This window comes from Pantoea sp. ABR1s (assembly GCF_057812235.1).
Genome location: NZ_CM173823.1, coordinates 3,644,802 through 3,662,583 on the forward strand (window position 1 = coordinate 3,644,802; position 17,782 = coordinate 3,662,583).

General features: G+C 59.9%; 13 protein-coding genes. 8 read left to right on the forward strand and 5 right to left on the reverse strand.

The features are described 5' to 3' along the window. Nucleotides 1-55: 55 nt before the first annotated feature. Nucleotides 56-2,323: a TonB-dependent siderophore receptor gene (locus ACXKZD_RS17180; RefSeq protein WP_488981766.1), complete on the reverse strand. Its 2,268-nt coding sequence runs from the start codon at nt 2,321-2,323 to the stop codon at nt 56-58. Nucleotides 2,324-2,573: 250 nt separating this feature from the next. Here ACXKZD_RS17180 and fes point away from each other — a divergent pair, with 250 nt between their 5' ends. From fes to ACXKZD_RS17195, 3 genes are all read left to right on the forward strand, one after another. Beyond that, nucleotides 2,574-3,779, forward strand: coding sequence for an enterochelin esterase (gene fes, locus ACXKZD_RS17185; protein ID WP_488981767.1), 1,206 nt, complete (start codon nt 2,574-2,576; stop codon nt 3,777-3,779). 99 nt (nt 3,780-3,878) lie between these two features. Continuing rightward, nucleotides 3,879-4,097 carry an MbtH family protein gene (locus ACXKZD_RS17190; RefSeq protein WP_029519500.1) on the forward strand — a complete coding sequence of 73 codons (219 nt, stop codon included), beginning with the start codon at nt 3,879-3,881 and terminating at the stop codon, nt 4,095-4,097. Next, nucleotides 4,090-8,019 (forward strand): enterobactin synthase subunit F, encoded by a 3,930-nt coding sequence (locus ACXKZD_RS17195; RefSeq protein WP_488981768.1) that lies wholly within the window; start codon nt 4,090-4,092, stop codon nt 8,017-8,019. The genes ACXKZD_RS17190 and ACXKZD_RS17195 overlap by 8 nt, the downstream gene beginning before the upstream one ends. Before the next feature lie 43 nt (nt 8,020-8,062). Here the strand turns inward: ACXKZD_RS17195 and ACXKZD_RS17200 are convergent, their stop codons facing one another. From ACXKZD_RS17200 to fepD, 3 genes are read right to left on the reverse strand one after another with little or no spacing between them, the layout of a single operon-like run. Continuing rightward, nucleotides 8,063-8,854, reverse strand: coding sequence for an ATP-binding cassette domain-containing protein (locus ACXKZD_RS17200; RefSeq protein WP_022625275.1), 792 nt, complete (start codon nt 8,852-8,854; stop codon nt 8,063-8,065). Then, nucleotides 8,851-9,831, reverse strand: a complete 981-nt coding sequence (fepG, locus tag ACXKZD_RS17205) for an iron-enterobactin ABC transporter permease (RefSeq protein ID WP_488981769.1) — start codon at nt 9,829-9,831, stop codon at nt 8,851-8,853. Before fepG ends, ACXKZD_RS17200 begins: the two co-directional genes overlap by 4 nt. Continuing rightward, nucleotides 9,828-10,817 (reverse strand): Fe(3+)-siderophore ABC transporter permease, encoded by a 990-nt coding sequence (gene fepD / locus ACXKZD_RS17210; protein ID WP_073832255.1) that lies wholly within the window; start codon nt 10,815-10,817, stop codon nt 9,828-9,830. The genes fepG and fepD overlap by 4 nt, the downstream gene beginning before the upstream one ends. A gap of 145 nt (nt 10,818-10,962) precedes the next feature. On the opposite strand from fepD, the gene entS reads away from it, so the two are divergent. Beyond that, nucleotides 10,963-12,207, forward strand: coding sequence for an enterobactin transporter EntS (gene entS, locus ACXKZD_RS17215; protein WP_158149628.1), 1,245 nt, complete (start codon nt 10,963-10,965; stop codon nt 12,205-12,207). Here entS and fepB read toward each other — a convergent pair. Beyond that, a complete protein-coding gene (fepB, locus tag ACXKZD_RS17220) occupies nt 12,202-13,170 on the reverse strand; it encodes a Fe2+-enterobactin ABC transporter substrate-binding protein (RefSeq protein ID WP_022625271.1) in 969 nt (322 codons plus the stop codon). The genes entS and fepB overlap by 6 nt on opposite strands. A 177-nt stretch (nt 13,171-13,347) precedes the next feature. On the opposite strand from fepB, the gene ACXKZD_RS17225 reads away from it, so the two are divergent. Genes ACXKZD_RS17225 through dhbA form a run of 4 tightly spaced genes read left to right on the forward strand, consistent with a single transcriptional unit; the run spans nt 13,348 to nt 17,781 of the window. Continuing rightward, on the forward strand, nt 13,348-14,526 hold the full coding sequence (locus tag ACXKZD_RS17225; RefSeq protein WP_488981770.1) for an isochorismate synthase: 1,179 nt from the start codon (nt 13,348-13,350) through the stop codon (nt 14,524-14,526). 10 nt (nt 14,527-14,536) lie between these two features. After that, nucleotides 14,537-16,153, forward strand: coding sequence for a (2,3-dihydroxybenzoyl)adenylate synthase (locus tag ACXKZD_RS17230; protein ID WP_187494605.1), 1,617 nt, complete (start codon nt 14,537-14,539; stop codon nt 16,151-16,153). An 18-nt stretch (nt 16,154-16,171) separates the two neighbouring features. Beyond that, nucleotides 16,172-17,026: an isochorismatase family protein gene (locus ACXKZD_RS17235; protein WP_033759624.1), complete on the forward strand. Its 855-nt coding sequence runs from the start codon at nt 16,172-16,174 to the stop codon at nt 17,024-17,026. Then, nucleotides 17,023-17,781, forward strand: a complete 759-nt coding sequence (dhbA, locus tag ACXKZD_RS17240) for a 2,3-dihydro-2,3-dihydroxybenzoate dehydrogenase (protein WP_488981771.1) — start codon at nt 17,023-17,025, stop codon at nt 17,779-17,781. The genes ACXKZD_RS17235 and dhbA overlap by 4 nt, the downstream gene beginning before the upstream one ends. The last annotated feature ends 1 nt before the right edge of the window (nt 17,782 follow it).

Sequence of the window (17,782 nt, forward strand, 5' to 3'; positions counted from 1 at the left end):
TCATAAAAAAAGCGCAGCGGTCAGATCAACCGCTGCGCTTTTTATTGCCCGTCCATCAGAAGCGGGTATTCACGCTCATATACCAGGTGCGGCCCGACTCGTTAAAGGTATTGGCCCCTGCGCCATAGAGCCACGCTCCGGTGGTGGCATTGCCGGTGGTCTGCGCGTTGCCCTGACGGAAATGGCGCTTGTCGAACAGGTTGTCGATACCCACGGTGACGCTGGCATATTTATTAACGTCATAGGTGCCGCTCATGCCCACAACCGAATAGGGGCTCACCTGATCGGTGGCGCTACCGGTAACGGCGTTACCTTTATAGTCATATTTCTTCGGTACCTGTTTACCGTACCAGGTCAGGGTCGTTTGCAGGGAGAGGTCCTGCATCGCCTGCCAGCTCAGCGTCGAATTGAGCGTATATTCCGGAATAATCGACAGACGATCGCCGGTCTCTTTATTCTTACTCTGCAGCATGTAAGTGAAGTTATTGTTCCACGTTACGCTGTCGGAGAACGGGACATTAACCGTGCCTTCCAGTCCCTCGACGACCGCTTTCGGCACATTTTCCCATTTGTAGATGTCGGTTTTGCCGTTAGATGCGGTGCCGGTTGGCGCCGTGCCAGCCTCGATCTTGTTACGATAGTCGTTGCGGAACCAGGTCAGGCCCGCCTGGTAGCCGTCGCGCTTCCATTCGACCCCAATCTCTTTATTGATGCTGTTTTCCGCTTTCAGATCGTCATTACCCATCAGATAACAGGCACCGGCACTGGCGGCGCAGCCCTGACCATTGCTGTAGAGCAGATAGTTCGGGTTGGTCTGATAGAGGCTCGGGGCTTTATAGGCGCGCGCAATGCCCATTTTCAGGGTGAACTCATCGCCTAATCCCTGTGACAGGTTGAGCGACGGGCTCCAGTTATCGCCGACAATCGAATGGTGATCGAAGCGCAGGCCCGGCGTCAGCATGGTGCTGTCGGTCAGCTCAATATTGTCTTCGGCAAACAGCGAGAAGATCTCCGCCTGCGAATAGGGTGTGCGGCCGGTCGTAGCGATACCGGGAATCGACCCGTAGCTGGCGGCCTGAGTCGTCGATGAAGGATCCTTCATCCGCTGCTGATTCCATTCCGTCCCGAAAGTCGCGGTCTGGTTCACCAGCCATTCAAACGGCACACTGATCTCACTGTGCAACAACACATCATCCAGCTGGATGGTATTGAAGTTGCTGTTGGCGAAGATGCCTTCGGTGCCGCCTGCCAGCCCCTCATTCAGACGCGCGTTGCGGGTATTCTCATATTGCGCGTAAGTATTGGTGCTGATGCCATTATCCCAGGCACCGGTCCACTTAACAGAAAAGTTCTGCCGATAGAGCCGGTTGGTCTCTTCACCATATTTGCTTTTCACCAGGGCGTTGGTATTGGTGTTCTGCGTGTCCCCGGCATAGAGGTTGCCCTGACGACTGTAACCGGCCCCCACTTCCAGCGTCTGCATCGGCGCAAATGCCCAGCGCAGCAGGCCATGAATATCTTTGTTGATCGAGCCTTCCCGGCCCGCCGGGTACGATCCGGCGTAACTGCCGGTGCGGTCTGCGGCGTGCCCTTCATTAATGTCGTAAGCATCAGCCTGCGTTTTTGCCAGTCCGCCATAGAGCCGGAAACTGACATCCTCGCCCAGTGGCCCTTCAAGGCTGAAGTTGGTGCGACGGGTCGCGCCCTCCTCCTTGTGTTCCGGCACGTTGTAATAGGCGCTCCATGAGCCGTGCCACTGATTATCCATCTCTTTTTTGGTGATGATGTTCACCACGCCGCCCGCTGCACCGTTACCGTAACGGGCCGCTGCCGGACCGCGGATTACCTCAATGCGATCAATGATCTCTGGCGGCACCCAGTTAGTGTCGCCGCGCGTATCACGCTCGCCACGCCAGCCAAGCCGAACCGCGTTGCGGCTGGTCACCGGCAATCCATCGATCAGAATCAGGGTATTTTCCGGCCCCATGCCGCGGATATCGATCTGGCGATTGTTTCCGCGCTGGCCGCTGGTGGAGTTACCGGTCAGATTGACGCCAGGCATGGTGCGAATAATTTCGGCGACATCGCGTGCGGGTGGATGTTTTTTAATTTCGTTGGCGGTGATGGTCGACACGCCAGGTGCCTGCAACGTCTGCTCGGCGGCGGTCACCATCATGGTGTCGTCGTGGAGGGTATCGGAGGTGCTGCTGTCGATAGCCGGTTCGCGGGTGGCTTCAGCAGCCACGGCACCGGCAGAAATGAGAGAGGCGGTGAAACCCAGTTCAATCATAATGGCTAACGAAAGCCGGGATAACTTTTTCATTTTTCTGTTCCTGGAGTGCCGGCGAGGATGCCACTGCCGGCGTGCCGGTAAAAAAGTAATAACCTTGCCTGCAACGTTTTCCCCTTGTCGCCGGGCCAGCGTCAGAACCGCTTTGCATCAGTCTGAAAGCCGGTGCGGCAGAGAGGATGCGCGCGCTCCCTGTCGGGCGGAAACACCCTATTGCAAATGCAAATAATTATCAATACTATTATTCATAACATGCATGACCCTAATCAAGGGTGATCGAAAGATGGCGCGTATGACGTGGTTAAATGAAGAAACCGGCAGTGAATACTGGTGGCAACAGCAGCAGCAACGGGGCATTCCTCTGGTTGAAGCTGGCGAAAAGGGAACCTGTCAGGTCACCTTTTTCTGGCGCGATCCCCAGGGTGACACGCAGCACTCCGATACCCGGCGCGTCTGGATCAATATCACCGGCGTAACCGATCATCATCATTCAGCCGTCCCCTCCTCATTAACGCCTGTTCCCGATACCGATGTCTGGTGGTGGCAAACCGCCCTGCCCGCTGACTGGCGCGGCAGCTACTGCCTGATTCCTGATAGTCAGGAAGAGACTTTTACCGGGCAGGCCGATATGCAGTCAGTGCGCCAGTGGTGGCGTCAGAAATTCCCGCAGGCGCAAAGCGACCCGCTGAATCCTTTGCGTAGCTGGGCGGGTGGACGCGGAATGAGGGTCTCGCCACTGCACCTGCCACACGCGCCGGATCAGCAGGTGTGGCATGCGGTTGATGAGGGCCGTGCCGCCGATATTCCGCTGCAACACTATTTGTGGCGCAGCGAACGACTGGGAAACCAGCGTCAGATCTGGATCTCTGTTACCGGAGACGCCAGTGCAGGCGATCGTCCGCTGGTACTGCTGCTGGATGGTCAGTTCTGGGCACAGAACATGCCGGTTGCCGGCCCGCTTCAGCAACTGACAGAGGCAGGCGAACTGCCCCCTGCGGTCTATGTCATGATCGACATCATCGACCGCGAGCACCGCACGCGTGAGCTGACCTGTAACCCTGACTTCTGGCTGGCGATTCAGCACGAGCTGTTGCCGCAGGTTCAGCGCTGGGCGCCGTTTCGTGCCGACAGCACGCTGGTAGCGGGACAGAGTTTTGGCGGCCTTTCTGCCGCTTACGCCACCCTGACCTGGCCGGAAACCTTTGCTGGGGCGATCAGCCTCTCCGGGTCGTTCTGGTGGCCCGCGCGCGGCGATCCCAATGGCTGGCTGCCACAGCAGTTACAACAGGGCTTACTGCAGGCCCCCCCTCGCCGCTTCTACCTGGAAGCGGGACGACGCGAACGGCTGATTCTGGCAGCAAACCAGCAGTTTCAGCACGATCTGACCGCTGCCGGACATCAGGTCAGCTATCACCCGGTCGAAGGCGGTCACGATGCGCTGTGCTGGCGCGGTGGACTGCTGGCAGGCCTTAAAGCCATGTGGCAATAGCCCTAACCCGCTTATATTCCGCCTTCTGCGCGCCACTGAAAGATATCTATGCAGGACAGCGGCGTTAGCGCGCCCGGTGACTGCGGACAGGAGACCGACATGCAACAACTTAACCCTTTCGACGATCCGCAACAGGATTGTCAGGTGCTGAAGAACGATCAGCAGCAGTACAGCTTATGGCCCGCCTTTTGTGCGGTTCCGGCAGGATGGCAGCCGGTGTTTGGCCCCGGGCCACAGGCTGACTGTCTGAGCTGGCTGAATGAAAACTGGCACGATATCCGTCCGGTTATGACGCAGGACAGAGGCGAAAATGTCTGAGATCACCCTCAACCCGCAGACAGAACAAAAAACGCTGCCGCTGGTGGCCGCTCAGCCCGGAATCTGGATCGCTGACCAGCTATCGCCCTATTCCAACGCTTACGCCGTGGCGCATTTTGTCGAACTGCGCGGTGCGCTGAACAGCGCGCTGCTGTCACAGGCCATAATTGCTGGCATGCAGGAAGCGGACACACTGAATATGGCCTTTGGCGAGCAGGAGGGTGAACCGCTACAGTGGCCTGAACCCCAGGCTTTCCACGAGCCTGAGGTGATCGATCTGCGCGATGCCGCCGATCCGGTGGCCGCAGCACGTGCGCTGATGCAGCAGGATATGACCGGCGATCTGCGGGTGCTGAGCGGCGCGCCGCTCTACCATCACAGCCTGCTTCGGCTGGATGAGAATCACTGGTACTGGTATCAGCGATACCATCACCTGGTGGTCGATGGTTTTAGTTTCACCGCTCTGACCCGCCGTATCGCCAATCTCTACAGCGCCTGGCAGCGCGGCGACACGCCGGAGCCAAGCCCGTTTGTACCGTTCAGCGACGTCGTTGATGAATATCAGCGCTATCAGCAATCTTCGGGCTGGCAGCGCGATCGCCAGTTCTGGCTGGAGAAAGGCGCGCAGCTACCTGCGCCCGCCTCGTTGTCCGCTCTGCCGCTGGCCGGTCAGAGCGCCAGTACCGACCTGCTGCGCCACACGTTTGCCGTGGATCGCGACACGTTTCAGGCTTTGCTGACGCACACCGGGCAGCACAACCTCAGTGCCGCGGATACCGCCTTTGCGCTGGTGGCATTATGGCTGGCGCGCCTCACCGGCCAGCATGCGTTCGCCGCCGGTTTCATCTTTATGCGCCGCATCGGCTCGGCCGCGCTCTGCGCCACCGGTCCGGTGATTAACGTGCTGCCAATGGCGGTGCATTACGATCCGGCACAGCCGCTGACGGCACTAGCCGGGCGTCTGGCGGGCGAAGTCAAAAAAATGCGTCGCCATCAGCGCTACGACGCTGAACAGGTGCAGCGCGATCTGGGTCGCTCCGGCGACAGCGATCCGCTCTATGGGCCGGTAATCAATCTGAAGATGTTTGATTACCAGCTCGATTTCGCTGGCATCAAAGGCATAACTCATCAGCTGGCGTCAGGACCGGTACGCGATCTGGAGATTGCTATCTACCTCAGCGAACAGGGCGACCTGACGCTGGAGTTACTGGCTAATGCACAGCGCTACAGTGAGACAACGCTAAAGCAACACGCCAGCCGCTTTGGCCTGCTGCTTCAGCAGCTTGCCGTCCGGCCAGCCAGTGCCTGTGGCGAGCTGGACATGCTGATGCCGGAAGAGCATCAGCAGCTCGCGGCGATCAACCAGACTGCCGTAATGCTGCCCGCAGAAACCCTGAGCAGCCTGCTGCTCCGTCAGGCACAGCGTTCGCCGCGCGCTCCGGCACTGGCAGATGAGGGGCATCAGCTTGACTATCAACAGATGCAGCAGCAGGTCGCTGCGCTGGGGCAACAGTTGATTGCGCAGGGAGTGACGCCGGGTGATATCGTCGCCGTAGCGCTGCCGCGTTCGGTCTTTTTATCGCTGGCGCTGCAGGCGATCGTCAGCGTGGGGGCAACCTGGCTGCCGCTTGATACCGGCTACCCGGACGATCGGTTACAGATGATGCTGGAAGATGCCGCGCCGAAAACGCTGATCACCTGTCGTGAACTGGCCGAGCGGCTGGCGGCACTCTCACCCGTCGCGCCGCTGTTTTACGACGCGCTGTTAACACCCGTGGATAGCGTGCTGATGCAGGCCCCGCGTCCACAGGATGGTGCATACATCATCTATACCTCCGGCTCGACCGGTCGGCCAAAAGGGGTGCTGGTCAGTCATGAGGCGATCGTCAACCGTCTGTTATGGATGCAGGATCGCTATCCGCTCGGCAGCGATGATGTGGTGTTGCAGAAAACCCCGAGCAGCTTTGATGTTTCGGTATGGGAGTTCTTCTGGCCGCTTATCGTCGGCGCACGGCTGGTGATGGCTCCGCCCGATGCTCATCGCGACCCGGACGCGCTGCAGCAGCTGTTTGCCCGCTACCGCGTGACCACCACCCATTTTGTTCCGTCGATGCTGGCTGCTTTTGTCGCTTCGTTGCAGGAAGGTGACGCGATAGCGCGCTGCGCCACCCTGCGCCGGGTTTTCTGTAGCGGCGAAGCGCTGCCCGCAGAGTTATCGCGCCAGTGGCAGGCGCTGACCCGTGTGCCCTTGCATAATCTTTATGGCCCGACCGAAGCGGCGGTTGATGTCAGCTACTATCCGGCCTTTGGCCCGGAGCTGGCGGCCGTCGAAGGGGCCAGCGTGCCGATTGGCTTCCCGGTCTGGAACACCGGCTTACGGATTCTGGATGCGCGTCTGCAGCCGGTGCCACCGGGCGTGGCTGGCGATCTCTATCTGACCGGCGTGCAGCTGGCGCATGGCTATCTTGATCGTCCCGACCTCACTGCCAGCCGGTTTGTCGCCGATCCGTGGGGACACGGCTCCCGGATGTACCGCACCGGTGATGTGGCGCGCTGGCTGCCGGATGGTGCGGTGGAGTATCTGGGCCGCAGCGACGATCAGCTTAAAATTCGCGGACAGCGTATCGAGCTGAACGAGATCGACCACGCCATGGCTGCGCTACCTGGCATTGAGCAGGCCGTCACGCATGCGGTGGTGCTGGGGAGCAGCAGCGATCAGCAGGGCGATGCCCGCCAGCTGGTCGGCTATGTGGTGGCTGATGGCCCGATCGATACCGACGCAATACGTCAGACTCTGGCCTCACAGTTACCGGCGCATATGGTGCCGGTGGCGATTGTTCAGCTGGCGGCGTTACCGCTCAGCAGCAACGGTAAGCTGGATCGCAAAGCGCTGCCGCTGCCGCAAACGCAGGCAGCGCTGGCTGGTCGCGCGCCGCATCCCGGACTCGAAACGACACTGGCACAGGCGTTTGCCAGGCTGCTGGAGTGCGAACCGGTGAGCGCCCAGGATGATTTCTTCTCGCTGGGCGGTCACTCGCTGCTGGCGATGCGGCTGGCAGCACAGCTGCGCCGGACGCTGAATCAGCCTGTGTCAGTGGGCCAGATCATGGTGGCATCCACGGTAGAAAAGCTGGCGGCACTGCTCAGCAGCGAGCCCGCGGATGTGGCTCGCGCCGGATTTGAAGCGGTATTACCCTTGCGACGCAGCACTGGCCCGACGCTGTTCTGCTTCCATCCCGCCTCCGGTTTTGCCTGGCAATTCAGCGTGTTGCAGCGCTATCTGGATGCACGCTGGTCGCTACTCGGCATTCAGTCACCCCACACCGCCAGCCCGCTGAACCAGGCGCAGCACCTTGACGCGGTGTGTGAGGCGCATCTGGCGACGGTGCGTCAGCAGCAGCCACAGGGGCCATACTATTTCCTGGGCTACTCGCTGGGTGGCACGCTGGCGCAGGGTATCGCCGCGCGGCTGGAGGCCGAAGGTGAAACCGTTGCCTTCCTCGGACTGCTGGATACCTGGCCGCCGGAGACGCAGAACTGGGATGAACGACGCGGTGAAAACGTGCTGGATCCGGCGGTGCTGGAAGAGGTTAATCGTGAGCGCGAGCAGTTTATCGCTGCGCAGCGGCAGCAGGCCGGTGAAGGAATGGAGGCACTGTTTACCACCATTGAAGCCAACTACGCCAGTTCGGTGCGCCTGCTGGCAACAGCGCGCAGTGCCCGTTTCACCGGACACGCAACCCTGTTCCTGGCGGAACAGACGCAGCAGCCCGGTCAGGATGCGCGCCGCGCCTGGGCGCCCTATGTCGGCGAGCTTACCATCTGGCCGCTGGACTGTGCGCACGTCGAGATCATCTCACCACGCATGTTCGAACAGATTGGGCCACGACTGCAGCAGTGCCTGGCGTCGCTGGATCCCTGAACCGTTCTGACTTTGCGCTTTCTTCGGGTGGAGAAAGCGCAGGTCAGCCTCTTCCCAGCGGCACAATCATCGGCGTACCGGCCACCGGATCGTTAATGATGATGCAGCGCAGGCCGTAGATCGCTTCTATCAGTTCCGGCGTGACGATCTCCGCCGGTTTCCCTTCGGCAATGATTTTCCCGTCTCGCATCGCAATCAGGTGGCTGGCATAGCGGCACGCCTGATTGAGATCGTGCAGCACCACCACCAGCGTACGGCCATGCTGCTGATTGAGATCCTGCATTAATTCCAGCAACTCAATCTGATGGGCGATGTCGAGCCAGGTGGTCGGTTCATCCAGCAGCAACAGTGGCGTCTGCTGAGCCAGCACCATCGCAATCCACACCCGCTGCCGCTGGCCGCCAGAGAGCGTATCAACCTGCTGCTGCGCCAAATCTGCCACGCCAGTAGCCTGCATTGCCTGCTGAACAGCCGTCTCATCTTCCTGTCGCCAGCGACCAAACAGCGACTGGTGCGGATAACGCCCGCGCGCGACCAGTTCGCTGACGCTGATGCCCGCTGGTGCATTCGAGCTTTGCGGTAGCAGCCCCAGCCGACGCGCCACCTCTTTGGTAGCGTAGTGAGCAATCGCATTGCCATCCAGCAGCACCTGGCCTTTCAGAGGCGAGACCAGGCGGCTTAAGGTACGCAGCAGCGTCGACTTTCCACAGGCGTTGGGGCCAATAATAACGGTCAGTTCACCGTCGGGGATCGCGACGGTGAGATTCTCCGCCACGATTTTTTTGTCATACCCCAGCGTCAGCGCGTCGCCCTGCAAACGTGTTTTCACTGTCATTGGCGTCGCGCCTCCCGTACCAGTAAAGCAATCAGATAGAGTCCGCCCAGGCTAACCGTGATGACGCCAACCGGCAGCTGATAAGGCAGGAAAAAGTGCTGCGCGGCGTAATCCGCGGCGGTTAACAGCAGCGCGCCGCACAAGGCAGCCAGCGGCAGCGCGCCTTTGATACCGCCACACAGCCGACGAGCAATCTGCGGTGCCAGCAGCGCAATAAAGGAGACAGGACCGACCAGCGCGGTAGAGGCGGCGGTGAGGATCACGCCCGTCAGCATCAGCAAAACGCGGCTGCGTTCAACCGGTACGCCCAGCGCGCAGGCGGTGTCGTCACCCATCTCCAGCAGACGCATGCGCCGGGCCAGCATGCTTGTCGCCAGCAGCGCCAGCAGCAGCACGGTAATCACCGGCGTCGTTTTCGCCCAGGTAATGCCGTTGAGTGAACCGGCGCTCCAGAGCCCGGCGCTCAGTGCCGCCTCCAGTGAGGCGCTGATAATCAGCCAGCTGTTCAGCGCCATCAGCAGCGCCCGCACGCTGATGCCCACAATGATCAGACGAAAGGTCTCCACGCCGTTGCGCCAGCTGAACAGCCAGACCACGCCCGCCGTGAGCAGTCCGCCAAGCAGTGCCGCCAGCGTCATGCCCTCCATGTTTTGCTGGAACAGCACCAGTGCCACCAGGACGCCGCTGTAAGCGCCGGTATTGAAACCCAGAATATCGGGGCTGCCCAGCGGGTTGCGCAGCAGCGACTGAAAAATTGCCCCGCTGACGCCCAGTGCCGCACCAATCAGCAGCGCCATCATGACGCGCGGCAGTCGCCACTCCAGTACAATCAGCTGTATGTTACGCGCCGCCTCGCCGTTGATAAGGGCCCACAACTGGCTGGCGGAGATCGGTAAGGTGCCGCGCGTAATGCTCAGAAAGGCCAGCACCCCGCAGGCCACCAGCAGCATCAGCGCATTAATTATCACCCGTTTCATATCTGCCCTCTTCCCGACTTGCGGCGCACCAGCACAATCAGCATCGGCGCGCCCAGTATGGCCGTGACAATCGACACGCGCAGTTCGCCCGGTACCAGCAGCCGTCCCAGAATATCGGCGGCCAGCAGCAAACAGGGGGTGATAAGAAGGGTTCCGGGCAGCATCCAGCGATGATCGTTACCCAGCAGCCAGCGGGCCAGATGTGGCGTCATTAAGCCGACAAAAGCGATGGGGCCGACAGCGGCTGTCGCCGCCCCACTCAGCAGCGCAATAGCCAGTAATCCCACCAGCTGGGTACGCATCACCCGGGTACCCAGCGCAGTCGCCATATCACCGCCCATACTCAGGCTGTTGAGCGAACGCGCCAGCAGCAGCGCCAGCAGGCTCCCGGCGACTACCGCCGGAAAGGTGGTGCGCAGAATGGCAAAATTGCGGATATCCAGCGAGCCACTGTGCCAGAAACGCAGATGATCGTAGATGTCAGGATTGAGCAGCGATAAACCAGAGGTTAACCCCTCCAGCACCGCGCCCAGCGCCACGCCTGCCAGCGTCAGACGCACCGGATTAACGCGGCCACCGCCCAGCGCACCGGTCAGCGCCACCAGCAGGGAGGCCAGCAGTGCGCCCGTAAAGGCAAAGCCAAGCCAGTCCGCGGGGGAGTCAGCGCCAGACAGGGCGATGCCCAGCACCACCGCAAAGCCTGCACCGGCGTTGATACCGAGAATGCCGGGATCGGCCAGCGGATTGCGCGTCAGGCTCTGCATCAGCGCGCCCGCCAGACCTAAACTGATCCCGGCCAGCAGACCCGCCAGGGTGCGCGGCAGTCGGGCATCGCGCACGATGACACAATCGACGCGGTTACAGTCGCTGAATAAGGCCTGCGTGACATCATGAAAGGGGATAGATTTGGCACCCAGCATCAGGCTGAGCGCGAGAAGCAACAACAGCAGCATCCCTGAACCTGCTATTGCACGAAGTTGACGCATAACGTTTAAACCTTCACCGATTCATTGAGATCGCAGCACGAGTCATTATGATAATGATACTTGTTATCGTTATTAGTGATTTTTTGTATGTTACCATGACTCCCGGACTCAATGATGAGGAAAATGGGTGCAAAAAAGCGACGTTATGAACAAACCCTCCCACTTTATCGATCTCAGCCTGCTGAGAACCCACCCCGCCTTTCGCGCCATTTTTATCGCCCGCTTTATCTCCATCGTCGCCCTCGGCATGCTGGCGGTGGCGGTACCGGTTCAGATTCAGCAGCTAACGCAGTCGCCGCTGCTGGTGGGGCTGGCGGTGACGCTGGCCGGTGCCGGCATGTTTATCGGCCTGCTGACCGGCGGCGTGCTGGCGGATCGCTATGAGCGCCGACGTCTGATCCTGTTTGCCCGATCCACCTGTGGCCTGGGCTTTGTCGCCTTATGCATCAATGCCCTGCTCCCTTCGCCGTCGGTGATCGCCGTCTTTGTGCTGGGACTATGGGATGGTTTTTTCGGCGCGATAGGCGTCACCGCGCTGCTGGCGGCGACGCCGGCGCTGGTCGGGCGTGAAAACCTGATGAAAGCAGGTGCGATTACCATGCTGACGGTGCGATTTGGCGCGATTCTCTCACCCGCCATTGCCGGACTGGTCATCGCGCAGGGCGGTGTGGCGTGGAACTACGGACTGGCGGCATTTGGTACGTTGCTGACGGTGTTAACCCTGCTGCGGTTGCCGCGGCTTGCGCCACCGCCGCAGCCGCGTGAACATCCGCTGAAAGCACTGGCCAGCGGCGTGCAATTCCTGTTTGCCAGCCCGATTGTTGGCATGGCGGCGCTGGTCGGCGCGCTGGTGACGTTAGCCAGTGCGGTGCGCGTGCTCTATCCGGCGCTGGCGCCACACTGGCAGGTCGGCGTGACGGAGTTAGGGCTGATGTATGCCGCCGTTCCGCTGGGTGCTGCCACAGGTGCCCTCACCAGCGGACGGCTGGCACAGTCACCGCAGCCGGGCCGCCTGATTCTGGCGAGTGCTATTGCTGCTTTCGTCGCGCTGGCTCTGTTCAGCCTGATGCCGTGGTTCAGCGCGAGTCTGGTCTGCCTCGCGGCCTTTGGCTATTTCAGTGCCATCAACAGCCTGGTGCAGTACGCGCTGATCCAGACGCTGACGCCTGATGCGCTGCTCGGCAGGATCAACAGCCTCTGGACAGCGCAGAATGTCACCGGCGATGCGATAGGTGCAGCGATGATTGGCGCGATGGGTTCACTGTTGTTGCCGCAGCAGGCGGCCAGCCTGGCTGGTCTGGCAGCCACCGTGCTGGGCATCGTCATGTGGCTGCTGATGGCGCGTCTGCGTCGCTATCAACCGCCTGCACCGGCGGAAACGGGATCATGATTTAACGAACAGCGTCTCCAGCCGCGTCAGCAAATTGCTGGCGCTGTAGTAGTCGAGCCGGAAGCTATCCAGCCCCAGCGCATAGACCGCTTTTGCGCGCACAGCTGGGGTCTGCGCCAGGAAAGGGTTGCTCATCACCTGTGCGGCGGTGGGCTCTTCAGCGGCAAACAGCAGATATGATTGACCATTAAGGCCTGCCGCCAGATTTTCTCCTGACAGTTGCAGGATATCTTTACGCTGTCCCATGCTGTGACCAGACTGAAGAGTGGCCGGCGGCGTCGCCAGAGTGAAGCCCAGTTGCTGCAGTAATTTCCCCTGCGCCGATGCATCCGTCCACAGATTGACTGCCCGGCCATCCCCGTTCCACACCATCGCTGATACCGGCTGCGGCGGCAGGGTCAGCTTCGCTTTCAGAGCCTTTTCTCGCGCATCAAACTCAGCTTTCCGGGCGGCAGCTTCCGCTTCATGCCCGGTCGCCTCACCCAGCAACGTCACCAGTTGCTGCCAGCTTTTATCGTCGTAATTCACCACCAGCACCGGCGCAATCGCCGCAAGCTGATCGACCAGTTTGATCGCCGAATCATTCCCGGTGGCGCTGACCACAATCAGGTCTGGCGCTTCAGCAGCAATCGCTTCTGCACTGGGCTCACCAATGTAGAGACGTTTTACGCCGCGCTGTTTGGCCACTTCGCCCCACTGACGGAAGAATCCCTGCTTATCAGCCAGCCGACTGCCGGGTGCAGTTGCGCCACTGGCGACGACCGGCGCATCAATGGCCAGCAGCGAGCCGGTCAGGGTAACGCTGGTCGAGACAATGCGCATCGGTGCCTGGGTCAGCGTGATATTGCCTGTTGCCCCGGCGACAGTTCGCGGCCAGCCGGTCTGGGCAGCAGCGGTAACGCTGAACAGGCTGATGCTCAGGAAAAACAGCGCTATCGCCGATGTGACACCATGTTTACTCATAGATTTTCGTCCACTTTTACCCGGAAAAAGAGAGAGACCATTTGTGCTGATTTAACCGGCCATGCCAGCTGAATCGCCGCGTAATTATTGACACTTTCGGCTAATCAACGTAGGTTACTGGCCCACAATACAAATGATAATCATTATTAGTTATCTTATCATTTATAGGTGGAAATTATGGTGGAATCGCTGGCGTTTGAACATCCCTTGTTGCAGGATTTCCCGGCACTCTGCCGTGGCTTTCTGTTTACCTCTCCCTTGCAAAGCCTGACCACACAGGGCTGTTTTACTACCCTTACCGCGCCGGTAAGGCAGGGTGAGCAGCTGACAGGGGAGTTTCAGCAGCAACTACAACACCATTTTGCTTCAGCCAGAAAACAGGGCATTGCCCATCCCATTCTGGTGGGTGCAATCCCCTTCGACGTGGATCAGCCTGCTGCGCTGTTTATCCCTGAGTCGTATCAGACCTTTAACCGTGACGATCTCAACGCCAGTGCCTCTCTGGCTGAGGCTGAACTGCCGCAGGTGCGTCGCCGCACGGCGGTGCCGGACCATGACATTTTCATCGACATGGTTGCGCAGGCGGTGGCGGCTACGCAGCGCGGCGATCTGGATAAAGTGGTGTTGTCGCGGCTGATGGATATCGTGGCGGAACAACCGGTTGATACGGCCGCCCTGATGCAGCGCATCGTGGCGCAGAACCCTAACAGCTATCACTTCCATCTGCCGCTGCCCGATGGTGGCGCGCTGGTTGGCGCCAGCCCGGAACTGATGATTCGTAAGCAGGGCCGCCAGTTCAGCTCCTGTCCGCTGGCCGGTTCAGCGCCGCGTCATCGCGATCCGCAGCGTGACCAGGCCTCTGGCGACAGCCTGATGCACTCAGCAAAAGATCGTCATGAGCATAAGCTGGTCACGGATGCGATGCGCGCGACGCTGCAACCGCGCAGCCGCCTGCTGTCGGTCCCCGAGACACCTTCACTGCTGACCACCGCAACATTGTGGCATCTCGCTACGCAGATTCAGGGTGACGTGCTGGACGATCGCGAAAATGCGCTGTCACTGGCCTGTCTGCTGCATCCGACACCGGCCCTCAGCGGCTTCCCGCATCAGCGTGCTCAGGCGCTGATTCAGCGACTGGAGCCATTTGAACGTCAGCTGTTTGGCGGCATCGTCGGCTGGTGTGACGATCAGGGCAATGGCGAATGGGTCGTCACCATTCGCTGCGGTACGGTGAATGGCCCGCGGGTGCGGCTGTTTGCGGGCGCAGGCATCGTAGCGGACTCACAACCTGAATCAGAATGGCGTGAAACCGGCGTCAAACTCGATACCATGCTTCGCGCTTTTGGACTGCAATAAAGGAACCTGTATGACGATTTCCTACAGCCGCTGGCCGGACGATCTGGCCGCACGTTACCGTGAAAAAGGCTACTGGCTCGATCTGCCGATGACCGATATCCTGGAACGTCATCGCGACAGCGAGAGCGTAGCGGTGATTGATGGCGAACGACAATTTACCTATCGCCAGCTGGCGGCGCTGAGTGACAACCTGGCCGCGGCATTGCAGCGTCGCGGCCTGAAGTCAGGCGATACGGCGCTGGTGCAGCTTGGCAACGTGGCTGAGTTTTACCTGACGCTGTTTGCCCTGTTCAAAATCGGCGTTGCCCCGGTTAACGCCCTGTTCAGCCATCAGCGCACTGAACTGGCCGCCTATGCCAGTCAGATCTCGCCGAGCCTGTTAATTGCCGATCGCAGCCACGCACTGTTCGCCGATGATGCGTTTATTGCGCAACTTCGCCGCGATCAGCGTTCACTACAACAGGTGATCCTGCGTAATGACGCTCAGACGGAAAACAGCCTCGACGCCCTGCTGGCTGAACCCGCGGGCAACTTCATCGCAACCCCGACCGCAGGCGATGAAGTCGCCTTTTTCCAGCTGTCGGGTGGCAGTACCGGTACACCGAAACTGATCCCACGTACCCATAATGATTACTACTACAGCATCCGTGAGAGTGACGTTATCTGCGATGTTACCGCCGACACCCGCTACCTGATCGCCCTGCCCGCCGCGCATAACTTCCCGATGAGTTCGCCGGGCGCGCTGGGCGTTTTTTACGCGGGCGGACAGGTGATCTTGGCCGCCGATCCCAGCGCAACGCTCTGCTTCCCGCTGATTGAAAAGCATCAGGTCACCGATACCGGCCTGGTTCCGCCCGCCGCCAGTCTCTGGCTGCAGGCGATTCAGGAATGGGGCAGCAATGCCGCGCTGGCCTCGCTGCAACGCATTCAGGTCGGTGGCGCAAAGCTGGGTGAAACGCTGGCCGCGCGCATCCAGAACGAGATCGGCTGCACCCTGCAGCAGGTATTTGGTATGGCGGAAGGTCTGGTGAACTACACCCGACTGGATGACGATGAGCAGACCATTCTCACCACGCAGGGACGCCCGATCTCCCCGGATGACGAGGTGTGGGTCGCCGACGATCAGGGTAATCCATTGCCAGCAGGCTCCATCGGTCGCCTGATGACGCGTGGTCCTTATACCTTCCGCGGCTACTACAACAGCCCGGAACATAACGCCGCCAGCTTCGATGACCAGGGCTTTTACTGCTCTGGCGATCTGATTGAGATCACGTCCTCTGGCAACATCATCGTGCAGGGCCGGGAGAAAGATCAGATCAACCGGGGCGGCGAAAAGATCGCAGCCGAAGAGATCGAAAACCTGCTGCAGCGCCATGCGGATGTGATCCACGCTGCACTGGTCTCCATGAGCGACGAGCTGATGGGTGAAAAGAGTTGTGCCTTTATCGTCACCCGTCAGCCGGTTAAACCGGTGGCGCTGCGTCGTCACCTGCGTGAACTTGGCGTGGCAGAATTTAAGCTGCCCGACCGTATTACCTGCGTAGATGCCCTGCCGCTGACCGCGGTCGGAAAGGTGGACAAAAAACGTCTGCGCCAACAACTTGCCGATCAACAAGCGCAAGCCTGATCTGTCCGGAGATTTTCAATGGCTATTCCACAACTGACCTCTTATCCGCTGCCAGCCGCCACCGAGTTGCCCAACAACAAAGTGAAATGGATGCTGGAGCCGGACCGTGCCGCCCTGCTGATCCACGATATGCAGCGCTATTTTCTCAACTTCTGGGGCGAAAATAGCCCGCTGGTTGAGCAGGTAGTCGACAATATTGCCCGCCTGCGTCGCTACTGCAAAGCGCAGGGTATTCCGGTGTTTTACACCGCTCAGCCAAACGCGCAGAGCGATGAAGATCGTGCGCTGCTCAACGACATGTGGGGACCGGGCCTGAATAAACATCCCGATCAGCAGAAGATCGTGGATGCGCTGGCACCGGATGAGGACGATCATGTCCTGACCAAATGGCGCTACAGTGCATTTCACCGCTCGCCGCTGGAGTCGATCCTGCAGGAGATGGGCCGCGATCAGCTAATTATCACCGGCGTCTATGCCCATATTGGCTGCCTGACCACCGCCACCGATGCGTTTATGCGCAATATTCAGCCGTTTATGGTGGCCGATGCGCTGGCTGACTTCAGCCGTGAGGAACATATGATGGCGCTGACCTACACCGCGGGCCGTAGCGGAAAAGTGGTGATGACCGCCGATCTGATGCCTGTGCCACTCAGCAAAGATGATTTGCGCGCGTTGATCCTGCCGCTGCTGGAAGATGATGAGGTGCCGGAAGATGATGAAAACCTGATTGATTACGGTCTGGACTCAGTACGCGTGATGGCGCTGGCGGCACGCTGGCGTCAGGTACATCGTGATATCGATTTCGTCAGCCTGGCGAAAAATCCGAGCATTGATGGCTGGTGGGCGCTGCTGACGCGGGAGCCGGCGAAATGAGCCACACATTCGACTTCAGCGGTAAAATCGTCTGGGTAACCGGTGCCGGCCAGGGCATCGGCTATCATACTGCGTTAGCCTTTCATCAGGCTGGCGCACAGGTTGAGGCCTTTGATCAACGTTTTAAGGGCCATGATTATCCGTTTCCCTGCCACACGATGGATGTGGCCGATCCGGCGCAGGTCAAAACGATCTGCCAGCGCGTATTGGCCGTGCAACCGCGCATTGATGTGCTGGTCAACGCAGCCGGTATTTTACGGATTGGGGCCACCGATGAGCTGTCGTTTGCCGACTGGCAGGCGTGTCTTAACGTCAATGCGGGCGGCGCGTTTAATCTGTTCCAGCAGACATTGCCACGCTTTCGCGAACAGCGCGCCGGTGCCATCGTCACCGTCGCGTCTAATTCGGCTCACGCCCCGCGTATCGGCATGTCCGCTTATGGTGCTTCAAAAGCGGCGCTGCGCAGTCTCTGTCAGACCGTGGGTCTGGAGATGGCGCCCTATGGCGTCCGTTGCAACATCGTTTCACCGGGTTCCACCGACACCGATATGCAGCGCAGCCTGTGGCACACACCGATGGGTGAGCAGGAGATGATTGCCGGCTTCCCGGATCAGTTCAAGCTGGGTATCCCGCTGGGTAAGATCGCGCAGCCGCAGGAAATTGCAGCCACCGTACTGTTTCTCGCGTCGGATCTTGCCAGCCATGTGACGCTGCAGGATATTGTGGTTGATGGTGGCGCAACCCTGGGAGCCTGAT